The following is a 13,982-nucleotide window of genomic DNA, read 5'->3' on the forward strand; positions in this document are numbered from 1 at the left end:
ACGTTCCTTTAGGCGGCGTTTTTAATCGAAGACTTCGGCATGGCCTGCGCGAGATCCATAAGAATGTCGTCCACACCCTCAAGGCCAATCGACAGCCGCACGAGGCCTTCGCTGATGCCGTGTTCGGCCAGTTCTTCTGTGGTATAGGTTGAATGCGTCATGCTGGCAGGGTGCTGCACCAAGGTCTCGGCATCGCCTAACGAAACCGCGCGCGAGATTAGTTCCAGCCTGTTCATCATTTCAATGCCAGCCTGTTTGCCACCCGTCAGTTCAAAGGCAATCATACCGCCAAACTGGGACATCTGTTGTTGGGCCAGTTCGTGTTGCTCAAAGCTCTCCAGTCCCGGATACCAGACCTTTTGAACGGTGGGGGAAGCTTCAAGCATTTGCGCGACCGTTGCTGCACTGCTGCAGTGACGATCCATGCGCAGCTCAAGCGTTTTGAGGCCGCGCAAGATCAACATCGCGTTGAAGGGCGCAATCACCGCACCGGTCATATCCTTCATCCCCTGAAGTCGAATGTCCGCGACCATTTCCGCCGACCCCACCAAAAGGCCCGCCACAACATCGCCGTGCCCGCCAAGATATTTCGTTGCTGAATGCAAAACGATATCGGCGCCATGTTTGATCGGCTGCGTCAGATACGGCGTGGCATAGGTGTTGTCGACAACAACATGTGCGCCGCCCGCGTGGGCAATGTCGGCAACAGCAGCAATATCAACCAAGCGCATGTTCGGGTTGGCGGGCGTTTCAAAATAGACAACTTTGGTCCTGTTAGACATCGCCGCTTTTAGGTTTTCGGGCTGTGTCAGATCAACATGAGTGACTGTAACGCCAAACTTTGCCAAGCCATGGTGCATGAATGAAAACGTGCAGCCATACAGCGTTTTGTCCAAGATTATTTCATCACCCGGCGCGATGAGCGTCCATAAAGTTGCAGTGATCGCCCCCATGCCCGACGCCAATGCAAGCCCTGCCTCGGCACCTTCCAACACGGCGATGCGACGTTCCAAAAGATCATTCGTCGGGTTCGAGATGCGGGAATAGATATGTCCTGTTTGCTCTCCTGCAAACATATTTCCACCTGCCTCAGCCGTTTCAAAAACGAAGGTCGATGTCAGGTGCAAAGGCGGCGTCAATGCCCCCTCATTGTCCATCGGGTTATATCCATGATGGATTGCCATGGTTGAAAAGCTGTTTGGGTGATTACGCATGTAGAGCCTCCGTGAGTGTTTCCAGAGTAATTTAGAACAGGCTCATGGCTTACGGATTGCTAATGATGCGTCATTTAGGTAAGAAATTAGCAGATTATGCTACGAGGTTCAATAATGGACGCCAAAGATCGCCAGATCATTCGGGCATTGCAACGCAATAGTCGGATCACGAATCAAGATCTCGCCGCGGAGGTAAACTTGTCTCCGTCGCCCTGCCTGCGTCGCGTGAAGCTGCTTGAACAAAGCGGTGCACTCAAAGGCTATACGGCTGACATCGACGCGGAGGCTTATGGGCTACCCGTGATAGTCTTCGTTCGGGTCAGCCTGACAGGGCATACCGAGACGATCGTGCAACAGTTTGAGCAGCAGATCAGTCGGCTGGATCAAGTTCTTGAGTGCTTTGTGATGACTGGCATGTCGGATTATCTTTTGCGTGTAGTCGTCGCGGACCTTGCTGACTACGAAAACTTCGTGCGCAAACGCCTGCATCCGATTGGCGGCATCGGTTCAATCGACAGCAGCTTCGTTTACGGAGTGGTCAAGAAAACAGGCGTATTTCCACTGCTTGATTGATGCTAATTTTGGCCTGTCGTGAGACGGGCAGTATCGAAAGCGGAAGTTGGCGAAACAGAAGGCAACTGCTGCTTTGTCCGCGAAGCGGACCTTCACCTAATCCGGTACGTTGTCGATGCCCGAGCCGCCCCACGGGTGGCAGCGCATCACGCGGCGGACGGATAGGATCGTTCCTTTGATGCCGCCGTGTTTGCGCAGGGCTTCCATGATGTAGGCGCTGCAGGTTGGGTGGTATCGACAGCCGTGGCCGACCCAAGGGCTGAACACGAGGCGGTAGAACCGGATTGGCAGGGACAGCACAAAGGCGAGGGGGGTCATGACAGTTTCCCGATCGCTTTGGCGAAGTCTGCGCGCATCGCTTCAAACTCGCGCGTGGCGGTGACTTCTTTTTTGCCGATGAGAACGTAGTCGTGGCCGGCTTTAGCCAAGGCTGGCAGGTCGAGCCGTGCAATTTCACGCAGGCGACGCTTGGCGCGGTTACGGGCGACTGCGTTGCCGACTTTCTTGGAGCAGGTGAAGCCAATGCGTACCGCGGGATCATCGTCGTCGCGATTGCGCATCTGAACGGTCAGGCTTGGGGAGGTTTGGTAGTGCGCCTTGGACGCCGCCACAAAATCGGCCCGTTTTTTCATAACAGTTAGACGTGCAAAAACCGCCGCAGGCTGTGCTGTGGCGGTTTCAAACTTTTCATCACCCGAAGTCATAGACTTCGTACGCGATTATGCGCTGAGTTCTGCGCGACCCTTCGCACGACGTGCGTTCAGGATCTTACGGCCAGCTTTGGTGGCCATACGTGCGCGGAAACCGTGGCGGTTCTTGCGAACACGGTTGGAAGGCTGAAATGTACGCTTCATTGCGTCTCTCCGGTCTATGGGCAAACCCGTGAAAGGATTCGAACCCTGTTTAATCTCGAAGCCCAGCTAATAGGAGGGGGTTGGGCGTCTGTCAACGCGATCTGGCGTGAATTTCTGCAACAATGACGAAATCCCACCTGCGAAATGTTACAGTCTTCACGACTTTTGCAACAAAACCACACGAAAACGGAGTTTGCCATCAATGAGCCGTGATGCAGTTGTACTTGGGGTACCGAAATTAATGCCTCTCGTCCATCTAGAGTGCAACAAGACACACTAAGGATCAGAGACGTGACCGATATGACCGAAGCAACCCAACCTAATGCGCTGATAAAGCGCCTGCCGATCATTGTGATCGGCGTTGTCGCCGTTCTTGGCGCTTATTTCCTACGTGATTACCTGACGTTTGACGCACTGGCAGAGAATCGGGAGGCGTTGATTGCGTTTCGTGATGCGAACTACCTGCTGACTGTGTTGGTGTTTATCGCGATTTATACGGTGGCAGTGGCGTTTAGCCTTCCGGGGGCGCTGATTCTGACGTTGTCTGGTGGCTTCCTGTTCTCAACTTTCCCGGGTTTCCTATTTAACGTAACGGGCGCCACCATCGGCGCGACGGCAATCTTCCTCGCGGCACGTTGGGGTTTTGGCAAGCAACTGGGCGCTAAGCTGGAAGGATCTGACGGTATCGTCAAAAAGATCAAAGACGGAATCGACGAAAACCAATGGTCAATGTTGTTCCTGATCCGCCTTGTGCCAGCCGTTCCATTCTTCCTTGCCAACCTGATCCCATCTTTCCTTGAGGTTCCTTTGCGCCGCTTTGTGATCTCAACGTTCTTCGGCATCATTCCGGGGTCCATCGTTTACACATCTGTGGGCGCTGGGCTGGGTGAAGTTTTTGCAAACGGCGAGACACCGAACCTCGGCATCATTTTTGAGCCGCACATTCTTTTGCCAATCATCGGCTTGTGTGTGCTGGCTGTTCTTCCAATTCTCATTAAAGCCCTACGCGGCAAGAAAGGCCTGTAATCATGGACCGTATTAAAACAGACGTTTGTATTATTGGCGCAGGGTCCGGCGGGTTGTCTATCGCTGCAGGTGCGTCCCAGATGGGGGCATCTGTTGTCCTGCTCGAAGGTCACAAGATGGGCGGCGATTGCCTGAACTACGGTTGTGTTCCGTCCAAGGCGCTGATCGCCGCAGGTAAGCAGGCCTATGCGATGGCCAATACTGGTGATCTTGGTGTCACCGCGGTGAAACCAAAGATCGATTACGCCGCTGCCAAAGACCACGTGCGCAAAGTAATCGAGACGATTGAACCTGTAGATAGCCAAGAGCGGTTTGAAGGTTTCGGCATCAACGTTATTCGTGAGTTTGGCGTCTTCATCAGCCCGACCGAAGTGCAAGCTGGCGACACAATCATCGAAGCACGCCGTTTTATCGTCGCAACAGGATCTGGCCCCTTTGTGCCGCCGATCCCAGGTTTGGAAGACGTCGACGTTTACACAAACGAGAACATCTTTGATCTCCGCGAACGCCCTGATCACCTGATCGTCGTTGGCGGCGGGCCAATCGGTATGGAAATGGCGCAGGCGCATTTGCGTCTTGGGTCTAAAGTGACCGTCATTGAGGGCGCCAAAGCGATGGGCAAGGATGACCCTGAAATGGCGGCTGTCGTGCTCGATAAGCTTCGCGCTGAAGGCGTTGAGATTATTGAGGAAGCACAGGCTACTAAGATAAGCGGATCCAAAGGTAACGTGACTGTCCATACACCAAAGGGTGATTTCACGGGCTCGCATCTGTTGATGGCTGTTGGCCGGAAGGTGAATGTCGAAAAGCTCGACCTTGATAAGGCGAACGTTAAGTGGGGCCGTGGTGGTGTTGAGGTGGGTGCAAACCTGCGCTCTGTCTCCAACAAAAAGGTCTACGCGGTTGGTGATGCCGCGGGTGGTCTGCAGTTTACACATGTTGCCGGCTATCACGCGGGTGTTGTGATCAAGTCCATGCTGTTTGGGCTGCCATCCAAACAGCGCACGGATCACATTCCTTGGGCGACATACACTGACCCAGAATTGGCGCAAGTCGGCCTGACAGAGGCACAAGCCAAAGAAAAATTCGGTGAGCGGTTGGAAGTCGTGCGGTTCCCATACCACGAGAATGACCGCGCCATCGCAGAAGGCAAAACAACGGGTCTTATCAAGGTGATGATCGTTAAGGGCAAACCAGTCGGGGCCTCAATCGCGGGTGCTATGGCGGGCGAGTTGATCAGCATGTGGGCGATGGCTATCGCGAATAAAATGAAAATGTCGCAGATCGCTGCAACTGTTTTACCTTATCCAACCGTATCTGAGATTAACAAACGTGCTGCGGGTGCCTATTTTAGCCCGAAGCTATTTGAAAGCAGCAAGGTCAAAGCGATCGTTGGCTTTGTGCAACGCTGGCTGCCATAAAGCGGCTTAACTAGTAGAACGGACGGTATAATGCTCAACTCCCTTTCAGGGCGCTTCTTGATCCTCACGACGGTTTTCGTGCTGATTGCAGAGCTGTTGATCTTTGTGCCGTCCGTGGCGCGTTTCCGCGAAGACTATTTCCTTAATCATCTCGAACGCGCGCAGATTGCATCCCTGTCGTTGCTTGCGGAAGACATGATTTCGCCGGAACTTGAGGCAGAGCTTCTGGAGAACGCGGGTGTCTATAACGTGGTGCTACGCCGCGATGAAGTGCGCCAGCTGATCCTATCGTCACCGATCCCAACACCGATCCACAAAACCTTTGATATGCGCGACCCGTCAGCATGGATGCTGATCAAGGACGCGATGATGCGCATCGGTGATTCCGAAGAACGGGTGATCCGCGTGATCGGTAACCCTGTTCAGGATGGCGGGTTACTTATCGAGATCACATTGCCAACGAAGCCATTGCGTGCGGCCTTAATCGAGTACGGGATTAACATCCTGATCCTGTCTGCCGTGATTTCAATTATTACGGCCAGTTTGCTGTTCCTCGCAGTGCGCCGCTTCATCGTGAAACCCATGCGCGGTGTTGTCGATCATATGCAGGCCTATGCAAAGGCCCCCGAAGACGCACGACGCATCATTATGCCCACCGCTGGGATTACAGAGCTGCGCGAAGCGGAAGACGCGCTGGCGTCTATGCAAACGCAACTCACTGGCGCGTTGAAACAAAAAGAACGACTTGCCCAGCTTGGCGGGGCCGTCAGCAAGATCAGTCATGATCTGCGAAATATCCTGACATCGGCCGTACTGTTCACGGACCGCATCGAATCCTCAGAAGATCCGACTGTGCGCCGCCTCGCGCCCAAGCTCGTCAATTCCATTACCCGCGCGGTAAACCTGTGTGAAAGTACGCTGGCGTTTGGGCGTGTCGATGAACCAACCCCGCGTCTAGAGCGGGTGTCGCTGGCCGAAATCGTTGATGATGTTGTTTCCGGCGAACGGCTGGCTGTGGGCGAGTTTGATCTGTCCTTCGCGGAAGACATTCCCGCCGGATTGAGCGTACGCGCTGACGGTGAGCAACTTTACCGCGTGATCGGAAATCTTGTGCGTAACGCACGCCAAGCCATCGTCGCCACAGGCAAAGCCGGAGAAATTGCGATTTCCGCCGACGAGGATGACGACGTCTGGACGATTGCTTTAGCCGATACCGGCCCCGGACTGCCCCTCAAAGCCCGAGAACATTTGTTCGAAGCCTTTCAGGGCGGCACGACTCGCGGTGGGTCCGGGCTGGGTCTTGCGATTGCCGCTGAGTTGGTGCGCGGACATGGCGGGCGCCTCGATCTTGAGCGAACAGACGAGACCGGAACGCGCTTCGTTATTACCCTGCCAAAATCCAACCTGACACTTTCCCCGCAGATCGGTTAGTTTGCCTCTTGCATTGCCACGACAAGGCCGCTAAATCGCCCGTAATGCACCCGTAGCTCAGCTGGATAGAGTACCTGACTACGAATCAGGGGGTCAGAGGTTCGAATCCTCTCGGGTGCACCACTACCATATTTTTAACGATAAAAGACGCGCCGAAGTTAGGGTGCGGCGGTGCTTTCGCGAACGACAAGCGAGACCGGAAGAACGGCAGCTTGTTTCGCATGCGTTTGATCTGGGGCCATGATCCGCGTCATCAACAGTTCCGCTGCGGTTTCACCAATCACGAGACGGTCTTGCTTGATGGTTGTTACCGGTGGAATGAATTGCTCGGCCAAGTCGATGTCATCAAAGCCCATCACTGATACGTCGTGCGGGACTTTGAAGTCATGCCGCGACAGTTCGGCAATAAACCCCATCGCCAATTGATCGGACGCACAAAAGACTGCGGTTGGGCGGTCCTTCATTGCGATCCATGCTTGCGCAGCTTCGCAACCGGCCGCGAGTGAGAAGTCACCGGAAATGATCCATTCGGGGTTAGACGCGAGTTCGAGCTTTGCGATCTCTGCAATAAACTCATCCTTACGCGTGCTTGATAGGACGTTCCCTTCAGGGCCTGTGACGTGGGCAATTTTTCGATGCCCAAGGTCAAACAAATGGTTCACGGCAGCGCGTGTCCCGTGCCTATTTTCGCATCGAACCGACGTAAAATTGGCACCGTCGACCCATTCACAAGCAAAAAGGATACGATCGGCTTGTGGCGCGTTTTCTAGCATTTGCACAACGTCCGCATCCAAGCCACCATCAAGAATGATCATCCCATCTGCACGGGCGTCGTCCAGGTAATCGATCAGACGTTCACCGCTGTCATGCACCTGTTTCGTGCTGGCGATAAGCATCGAATATCCTTGCTTAGACAGGTGACGAGAGATGCCTTCAAGAATGGTAGAGAAGAAGGGGTTGGCCAGATCCGGAAGCAAAACCAGAACCGAATGCGAACGCTGCGTGCGCAGGTTTCGCGCAGCACGATTAATTCGATATCCCGTAACTTTGACGGCCTCAGATACACGTCGCCGAGTCGATTCGGACACGACATCAGGGTTCGAAAGCGTACGAGAAACCGTCGCCGTCGAAACTTTTGCAACCCGTGCAACATCCTGAAGTGTCGAGGTTTTCGCCAATGTTTTGTCCTATGCAGATCAAATTCTGTGCAATCGATTACATATTTAGTTGACACAAACATCAATACCGCACCAGAATGTAATCGATTGCAGGCAGGGATAACGCGCCGCGATCGCAATTCTTGGCGGGGAACCCGCATTTTCTGGGAGGAAAAAATGTCTACAACTTTGAAGTCACTGATGATCGGTACGGCGCTTACGGCTGCCACCGCGTCACACGCAATCGAACTGGAAATCACACACTGGTGGACCTCCGGTGGTGAAGCAGCTGCGGTTGCCAAATTCGCCGAGGCATGGAATGCCACAGGTAACACATGGGTCGACGGCGCGATCGCCGGCTCTGGCGGCACAGCGCGCCCCATTATTATTTCCCGCATCATTGGTGGCGATCCGATGGGCGCAACACAAATGAACCACGGTCGCCAGGCAGAGGAACTGATCGAAGCAGGCCTGCTTCTTGATCTCACTGACGTTGCCGAAGCAGGTGGCTGGGCTGATATCGTGAATCCATCTTCCCTTTTGGACGCTTGTACGCTGGACGGCAAAATCTACTGTGTACCAGTAAACATCCATTCCGCGCAGTGGATTTGGTTGTCCCATGCGGCCTATGAAAACGCTGGCCTTGATGTGCCAGCAGATTGGCACGAATTCGTAGCGTCCGCTCCTGCACTAGAAGAAGCCGGTACTTTGCCACTCGCAATGGGTCAGCAGGGTTGGCAGCAGAACATCGCCTTCGGTGCGATCACACTTGCGGTTGCGGGTCAGGATGCTTGGGACGAAGTGAACATCAACAAAAACGCTGATGCGGCACGCGGTCCAGAATACACAGCAGCATTCGAAGCGGTCGCAGCAGCGCGCGCTTTCGCAGCTGACTCCAATGTTCAAGATTGGAACCTTGCGACTAACATGGTCATCACTGGCGAAGCTGGTGCGCAGATCATGGGTGACTGGGCGCAGGGTGAATTCGCTGTTGCCGAACAGGTTGAAGGCGAAGATTACTCCTGCCTTCCAGGTCTTGGCCTGAACCCTGTCATCGACACGGGTGGTGATGCTTTCTACTTCCCAGTGAATGACGATCCAGAAATCACAGCAGCACAAAAAGAACTTGCCGCATTGTTGATCTCCCCAGAGGCGCAGGTTTCTTTCAACCTTGCAAAAGGATCTTTGCCAGTCCGCGGTGACATCGACTTGTCTTCCGCAAACGGTTGCATGCAGAAGGGCCTCGAAATCCTTGCAAATGGTGGCGTTCTGCCATCTGGCGACATTTCCTTCTCTCAGGATACAACGCTTCAGATCGAAGATCTGATGGCTCAGTTCTGGTCTAGCGATATGTCTGCTGCGGATGCTCAGGCGGCCTATGCTGACATCATCGAAAACGCTGACTAAGCGTTGAACTGATCCGGTCCGGCGGCCTATGCTGCCGGACCACCTTAACTTCTCACATTTCATTGATTTGGAGCCGACACGATGACCGTGGCCTCGGACCCCCCCTCTCATACTGCAAAGCGCCCTAGAAAACTGTTCAAGAATTGGATGGCGAAGCTGGCGTCCTTGCCGATGATCCTTACGGCGCTCGTCGTTTTTGTGGGCGGCACCGCCTGGACCGTCACATATTCTTTCACGGGTTCGCGTATGCTGCCCAAGACGAACTGGGTTGGCTTTGATCAATACGAACGTCTGTGGAATACCGACCGCTGGATCATTTCGATCAAGAACCTAGGAATCTACGGCGGTTGTTCGATGGTCCTGACGTTGGTTCTGGGGTTCAGCCTCGCGGCATGTCTCGACCGGAAAATCCGCTTCGAAAGTGCTTTCCGTTCGATTTTCCTATATCCCTTTGCTTTGTCTTTTGTGGTGACCGGCCTTGCGTGGCAGTGGATTTTGAACCCTGACTTTGGCTTACAAAGCGTTGTGCGCGGTTGGGGCTGGGAAAGCTTCACGTTTAACCCGCTCAACGATCCGAACACCGTAATTTACGGCCTACTGATCGCAGGTTTATGGCAAGGGACGGGGCTGATCATGTGCATCATGCTTGCCGGCCTGCGCGGCATTGATGAAGACATCTGGAAAGCTGCACGGGTCGACGGGATTGGCACGATCAAGACCTACGTCATGGTGATAATTCCAATGATGCGCCCAGTCTTTATCACCGCACTTGTGTTGATCGCATCCGGCATCATCAAACTATACGATCTGGTCGTTGCACAAACCGGAGGCGGGCCAGGCCTGAGCTCCGAAGTGCCTGCCAAATACGTGATCGAATATATGTTCCGCGCCCAAAACTTGGGCCAAGGCTTCGCGGCCTCAACAATGATGTTGTGCTCTGTTGTGATCATCCTGATCCCTTGGGCTTACCTCGAATTCGGAGGCAAGAAACGTGGCTGATATGACAACAAACACATCCGTAGAACCACGCGGACCAAAGCCCAAGAAGGCTTTCACACGTGGCAACATTTTCCTTTATGGCACGCTCATCGTGGTTTCGATGTACTACCTGCTGCCTCTTTATGTGATGATCGTCACGTCCCTAAAGGGCATGCCGGAAATCCGTATGGGCAACGTGTTTGGCCCGCCGATGGAGATCACATTTGAGCCGTGGGTGAAGGCATGGGCAGAAGCCTGTACCGGCATCAACTGTGACGGGCTATCACGCGGTTTTGGTAACTCAGTCCGAATTTTGATCCCGTCGATTGTGCTGTCCATCGCGATTGCATCGGTCAATGGCTACGCGCTGAGCAACTGGAAGTTCAAAGGGTCTGAGACCTTCTTCACGATCTTGATTATCGGTGCCTTCATTCCGTATCAGACGATGCTTTATCCCATCGTAATCATGCTGCGTGAAATCGGGCTGATGGGGTCGATCTGGGGGCTTGTGCTTGTACACACAGTCTTCGGGATGCCAATTCTGACACTGTTGTTTCGCAACTACTTCACGTCCATCCCAGAAGAGTTGTTCAAAGCAGCGCGTGTTGATGGTGCCGGCTTTTGGCAGATCTATTTCCAGATCATGCTGCCGATGGCCCTGCCGATCTTTGTCGTCGCGATCATTTTGCAGGTTACGGGCATCTGGAACGACTTCCTGTTTGGCGTGATCTACACCAAGCCCGCGACGTATCCGATGACGGTGCAGCTCAATAACATCGTGAACTCGGTGCAGGGCATCAAAGAATACAACGTTAACATGGCCGCGACCCTACTGACGGGTCTGGTTCCTCTCATCATCTATTTTGCCTCCGGCAAACTCTTTGTTCGCGGCATCGCCGCTGGCGCAGTTAAAGGCTGATACACTCATGGCAAACTCTGTAGAAATTAAAGACTTGGACCTGAATTTCGGGGCCGTCAAAGTTCTTAAACAACTCAACCTCGACATCGCGGAGGGTGAATTCCTCGTGCTGCTCGGATCGTCTGGGTGCGGTAAGTCAACTCTGTTGAACTGCATCGCAGGTCTGCTTGATGTTTCTGGCGGGCAAATCTTCATCAAAGGTGAAAACGTCACATGGGCAGAACCATCGGATCGCGGCATCGGAATGGTGTTCCAGTCCTACGCGCTTTACCCACAGATGACCGTGCGCGGAAACCTGTCGTTCGGTCTGAAGAACGCCAAGGTGCCAAAAGCCGAAATTGCCAAACGGGTAGATCGGGTTGCTGAAGTTCTGCAAATCGAAGCGCTGCTAGATCGCAAGCCCGGTGCATTGTCCGGCGGCCAGCGCCAGCGCGTTGCGATCGGGCGTGCATTGGTGCGTGACGTGGATGTTTTCCTGTTTGATGAACCGCTGTCCAACCTTGATGCCAAACTACGTACAGACCTGCGCGTCGAGTTGAAGCGTCTGCATCAGAAGCTCAAGAACACCATGATCTACGTGACCCACGATCAGGTCGAGGCGATGACCTTGGCTGACCGCATTTCGATCATGAAAAACGGCCTGATTGAACAGCTCGACACACCCGAAGTGATCTACGCCAAGCCCTGCAATAAATACGTTGCGGAGTTCATCGGCTCACCCGCCATGAACCTGTTTGAGGGCCAACTGAATGGCACTGCGTTCTCTGGCGATGGCTTCAACCTTGACGTCGACGGTTATGAATTTGCGACACAAACACGTGGCGAAGCGGCCGCGTGGTTGGGCATTCGCCCTGAGCATATCCTCACAGGGGACGCAGCCAAAAACGCGGCTTTCACTGGAACGGGCGAGATCGACATCGTCGAACCGATGGGGTCTGACACCTTGGTTTGGGTGAATTTTGCAGGGCAATCCATACGCGTCCGCACTGAGGGCCAATCAGGTCTGAAGTCCGGTGAAAAATTGACGATCGGATTTGATGCAGCACGGCTGCATTTGTTCGACGCAAAAACTGAAATTCGACTCTAATTCTGGAACGAGACTCATGACACCAGCACTCCAACTTTATTCAATGCGCGACTGCGCAGATCAAATCGCGCTATTGGCGCAACTACCCGCCCTTGGGATCACCAAAGTAGAAGGCTATGGCGGCGTTTACGGCGACCCTGCTGCCTACCGCGCGGCAATGGATGCCAACGGGATTTCCATGCCATCCGGCCACATGGGACTGGACGATATTGAAGCCGACTTTGATGCCACGATGAACATCGTGACAGCGCTCGGGATAACGCGGGTTTTCGCGCCGTTCCTTGATGAAAAAGATCGCCCCGACACCAAGCAAGGCTGGGCCGACCTGGGCGCGCGGTTGAATGCTGCGGGCAAGAAATATGCGGAACACGGTATCTCGTTTGGGTGGCACAACCACGACTTCGAATTCGTCGCGCTTGCGGATGGCAGCGTGCCAATGGACGTATTGCTAGAGTCCGCGCCAGATATCGCATGGGAAGCCGATCTTGCATGGGTCGTACGTGGCGGGCGTGACCCGATCGAATACATCCAGCGATACGCGGACCGTCTGTCTGCCATTCATGTCAAAGATATCGCTACAGCTGGCACCAATCTGGATGAAGATGGCTGGGCCGACCTTGGGGCAGGCACGATGGATTGGGCCGCCCTATTGCAGGCCTGCCGCAACGCGTCGAGTGATCTGATCTTCGCCTTAGAACACGACAAGCCGAGCGATCCGGTTGGCTACGCAACGCGTTCAGCGGCGGCCTTCAAAATCCTGTGGGAGAACACGCATGACTGATACGCTTGGTGTTGGCATCATTGGATGCGGGAACATTTCGGCGGCGTATTTACAGCTCGCTCCGATGTTCAAAGGCTATGACATCGTCGCCGTGGCTGATATTAATATGGAGAACGCGAAAGACCGTGCGGCCGAATTTGGCGTACGTGCTGAAACGGTCGAAGGTCTGCTTGCCGCGACTGATGTTGATCTGGTTATCAACCTTACGATCCCAGCGGCCCATGTTGACGTGTCCCGTGCCATTCTAGAAGCGGGCAAACACGTCTATTCTGAAAAGCCGTTTGTTCTAAGCCTTGCTGAGGCACAAGAACTTGGCGATTTGGCGAAGGCCAACAATCTGCGGATTGGATCGGCACCTGACACATTCATGGGCGGCAGCCACCAGTTGGCCCGCAATTTGATTGATAATGGCGCGGTCGGAAATGTCATGTCTGGTGCGGCTGTTGTCATGTCCAGCGGTATGGAAGATTGGCACCCGAACCCTGATTTCTTCTTTCAGAAGGGTGGCGGTCCGATCCTCGATCTTGGCCCATACTACATTTGCAATCTCGTGCAACTCCTCGGTCCCGTCAAAAAGGTCACGAGCTTTACGGGCATGGCCAGCGAAACGCGTACAATCGCCAATGGTCCACGCAATGGTGAAACCGTTCCGGTCGAAACGCCAACGACGATCCATTCTGTACTGTCTTTTGAATCTGGCGCGATCATCACACTGCTTGCCAGCTGGGATGTCTGGGCGAGCAATCACCCGATCATGGAGCTTTACGGCACGGAAGGGACGATGAACCTGCCTGACCCGAACTTCTTTGGTGGTGAGTTGACAGTGACCGAGCGCGGCGGCGATCCGATTGAGAAATCATGGGACCACCCGTTTAGTGTTCCGAATTTCGAAGAGACCCAAGCCAACTATCGCGGCGCGGGTTTGGCGGACATGGCTTTGGCAATTTCTGAAGGCCGTCCACATCGCTGCAACGATGAATTCGCAACCCATGTGGTCGAAGTCATGACTGCGATCCTTGAAGCAGGGGACGACAACGTCGTCATGACAATGAAAACAACCTGTAGCAAGCCCGACGTGCTAGGCCCCGATGCGGCCCGCGCACTATTGGCATAGTCTCTAATTACGGAGAGTAA

General features: G+C 54.0%; 15 protein-coding genes and 1 tRNA gene. 11 read left to right on the forward strand and 5 right to left on the reverse strand.

All coding sequences use genetic code 11. The features are described from left to right. Positions 1-8: 8 nt before the first annotated feature. Complete coding sequence (locus OSB_RS01590; RefSeq protein WP_049833334.1) at positions 9-1,214, reverse strand: methionine gamma-lyase; 1,206 nt, start codon at positions 1,212-1,214, stop codon at positions 9-11. A gap of 114 nt (positions 1,215-1,328) precedes the next feature. Here OSB_RS01590 and OSB_RS01595 point away from each other — a divergent pair, with 114 nt between their 5' ends. After that, positions 1,329-1,787: an Lrp/AsnC family transcriptional regulator gene (locus OSB_RS01595; protein ID WP_049833335.1), complete on the forward strand. Its 459-nt coding sequence runs from the start codon at positions 1,329-1,331 to the stop codon at positions 1,785-1,787. Between the two features lie 96 nt (positions 1,788-1,883). Here the strand turns inward: OSB_RS01595 and yidD are convergent, their stop codons facing one another. Genes yidD through rpmH form a run of 3 tightly spaced genes read right to left on the reverse strand, consistent with a single transcriptional unit; the run spans position 1,884 to position 2,641 of the window. Beyond that, the gene (gene yidD / locus OSB_RS01600; protein ID WP_049833336.1) at positions 1,884-2,105 is read right to left on the reverse strand and encodes a membrane protein insertion efficiency factor YidD; all 222 of its coding nucleotides are present in this window, start codon (positions 2,103-2,105) and stop codon (positions 1,884-1,886) included. Beyond that, a complete protein-coding gene (gene rnpA, locus OSB_RS01605; protein ID WP_049833337.1) occupies positions 2,102-2,491 on the reverse strand; it encodes a ribonuclease P protein component in 390 nt (129 codons plus the stop codon). The genes yidD and rnpA overlap by 4 nt, the downstream gene beginning before the upstream one ends. A 15-nt stretch (positions 2,492-2,506) precedes the next feature. Continuing rightward, the gene (rpmH, locus tag OSB_RS01610; protein WP_049833338.1) at positions 2,507-2,641 is read right to left on the reverse strand and encodes a 50S ribosomal protein L34; all 135 of its coding nucleotides are present in this window, start codon (positions 2,639-2,641) and stop codon (positions 2,507-2,509) included. A 300-nt stretch (positions 2,642-2,941) separates the two neighbouring features. Between rpmH and OSB_RS01615 the strand changes: the two genes are divergently transcribed. The 4 genes from OSB_RS01615 to OSB_RS01630 all read left to right on the forward strand — a co-directional run bounded on the left by OSB_RS01615 (position 2,942) and on the right by OSB_RS01630 (position 6,642). Further along, a complete protein-coding gene (locus OSB_RS01615) occupies positions 2,942-3,667 on the forward strand; it encodes a TVP38/TMEM64 family protein (protein ID WP_049836002.1) in 726 nt (241 codons plus the stop codon). Positions 3,668-3,669: 2 nt separating this feature from the next. Next, positions 3,670-5,088, forward strand: coding sequence for a dihydrolipoyl dehydrogenase family protein (locus OSB_RS01620; RefSeq protein WP_049833339.1), 1,419 nt, complete (start codon positions 3,670-3,672; stop codon positions 5,086-5,088). Positions 5,089-5,118: 30 nt separating this feature from the next. Further along, positions 5,119-6,519, forward strand: coding sequence for an ATP-binding protein (locus OSB_RS01625; protein ID WP_049833340.1), 1,401 nt, complete (start codon positions 5,119-5,121; stop codon positions 6,517-6,519). Positions 6,520-6,565: 46 nt separating this feature from the next. Next, positions 6,566-6,642 (forward strand) — tRNA-Arg (locus tag OSB_RS01630). Between the two features lie 35 nt (positions 6,643-6,677). Here the strand turns inward: OSB_RS01630 and OSB_RS01635 are convergent. Next, positions 6,678-7,697: a LacI family DNA-binding transcriptional regulator gene (locus tag OSB_RS01635; protein ID WP_049833341.1), complete on the reverse strand. Its 1,020-nt coding sequence runs from the start codon at positions 7,695-7,697 to the stop codon at positions 6,678-6,680. 156 nt (positions 7,698-7,853) lie between these two features. Here OSB_RS01635 and OSB_RS01640 point away from each other — a divergent pair, with 156 nt between their 5' ends. The 6 genes from OSB_RS01640 (at position 7,854) to OSB_RS01665 (ending at position 13,962) form a co-directional block, all read left to right on the forward strand. Continuing rightward, the gene (locus OSB_RS01640; RefSeq protein ID WP_049833342.1) at positions 7,854-9,083 is read left to right on the forward strand and encodes an ABC transporter substrate-binding protein; all 1,230 of its coding nucleotides are present in this window, start codon (positions 7,854-7,856) and stop codon (positions 9,081-9,083) included. A 147-nt stretch (positions 9,084-9,230) separates the two neighbouring features. Further along, positions 9,231-10,082 (forward strand): carbohydrate ABC transporter permease, encoded by an 852-nt coding sequence (locus tag OSB_RS01645; protein ID WP_234967404.1) that lies wholly within the window; start codon positions 9,231-9,233, stop codon positions 10,080-10,082. Position 10,083: 1 nt separating this feature from the next. Further along, positions 10,084-10,980 (forward strand): carbohydrate ABC transporter permease, encoded by an 897-nt coding sequence (locus OSB_RS01650; RefSeq protein WP_049833343.1) that lies wholly within the window; start codon positions 10,084-10,086, stop codon positions 10,978-10,980. A gap of 7 nt (positions 10,981-10,987) precedes the next feature. Further along, a complete protein-coding gene (locus tag OSB_RS01655; RefSeq protein WP_049833344.1) occupies positions 10,988-12,067 on the forward strand; it encodes an ABC transporter ATP-binding protein in 1,080 nt (359 codons plus the stop codon). 16 nt (positions 12,068-12,083) lie between these two features. Beyond that, positions 12,084-12,848, forward strand: coding sequence for a sugar phosphate isomerase/epimerase family protein (locus OSB_RS01660; RefSeq protein ID WP_049833345.1), 765 nt, complete (start codon positions 12,084-12,086; stop codon positions 12,846-12,848). Then, positions 12,841-13,962: a Gfo/Idh/MocA family protein gene (locus OSB_RS01665; protein WP_049833346.1), complete on the forward strand. Its 1,122-nt coding sequence runs from the start codon at positions 12,841-12,843 to the stop codon at positions 13,960-13,962. Before OSB_RS01660 ends, OSB_RS01665 begins: the two co-directional genes overlap by 8 nt. Positions 13,963-13,982 lie beyond the last annotated feature (20 nt).

It is taken from the genome of Octadecabacter temperatus, assembly GCF_001187845.1.
GTDB lineage: Bacteria > Pseudomonadota > Alphaproteobacteria > Rhodobacterales > Rhodobacteraceae > Octadecabacter > Octadecabacter temperatus.

Coding starts and splice junctions, on each gene's coding strand:
- rpmH (WP_049833338.1), bottom strand. CDS start 2,641: ATGAAGCGTACATTTCAGCCTTCCAACCGTGTTCGCAAGAACCGCCAC.
- OSB_RS01595 (WP_049833335.1), top strand. CDS start 1,329: ATGGACGCCAAAGATCGCCAGATCATTCGGGCATTGCAACGCAATAGT.
- OSB_RS01660 (WP_049833345.1), top strand. CDS start 12,084: ATGACACCAGCACTCCAACTTTATTCAATGCGCGACTGCGCAGATCAA.
- yidD (WP_049833336.1), bottom strand. CDS start 2,105: ATGACCCCCCTCGCCTTTGTGCTGTCCCTGCCAATCCGGTTCTACCGC.
- OSB_RS01645 (WP_234967404.1), top strand. CDS start 9,231: ATGGCGAAGCTGGCGTCCTTGCCGATGATCCTTACGGCGCTCGTCGTT.
- OSB_RS01665 (WP_049833346.1), top strand. CDS start 12,841: ATGACTGATACGCTTGGTGTTGGCATCATTGGATGCGGGAACATTTCG.
- OSB_RS01625 (WP_049833340.1), top strand. CDS start 5,119: ATGCTCAACTCCCTTTCAGGGCGCTTCTTGATCCTCACGACGGTTTTC.
- rnpA (WP_049833337.1), bottom strand. CDS start 2,491: ATGACTTCGGGTGATGAAAAGTTTGAAACCGCCACAGCACAGCCTGCG.
- OSB_RS01590 (WP_049833334.1), bottom strand. CDS start 1,214: ATGCGTAATCACCCAAACAGCTTTTCAACCATGGCAATCCATCATGGA.
- OSB_RS01615 (WP_049836002.1), top strand. CDS start 2,942: ATGACCGAAGCAACCCAACCTAATGCGCTGATAAAGCGCCTGCCGATC.
- OSB_RS01655 (WP_049833344.1), top strand. CDS start 10,988: ATGGCAAACTCTGTAGAAATTAAAGACTTGGACCTGAATTTCGGGGCC.
- OSB_RS01640 (WP_049833342.1), top strand. CDS start 7,854: ATGTCTACAACTTTGAAGTCACTGATGATCGGTACGGCGCTTACGGCT.
- OSB_RS01650 (WP_049833343.1), top strand. CDS start 10,084: ATGACAACAAACACATCCGTAGAACCACGCGGACCAAAGCCCAAGAAG.
- OSB_RS01620 (WP_049833339.1), top strand. CDS start 3,670: ATGGACCGTATTAAAACAGACGTTTGTATTATTGGCGCAGGGTCCGGC.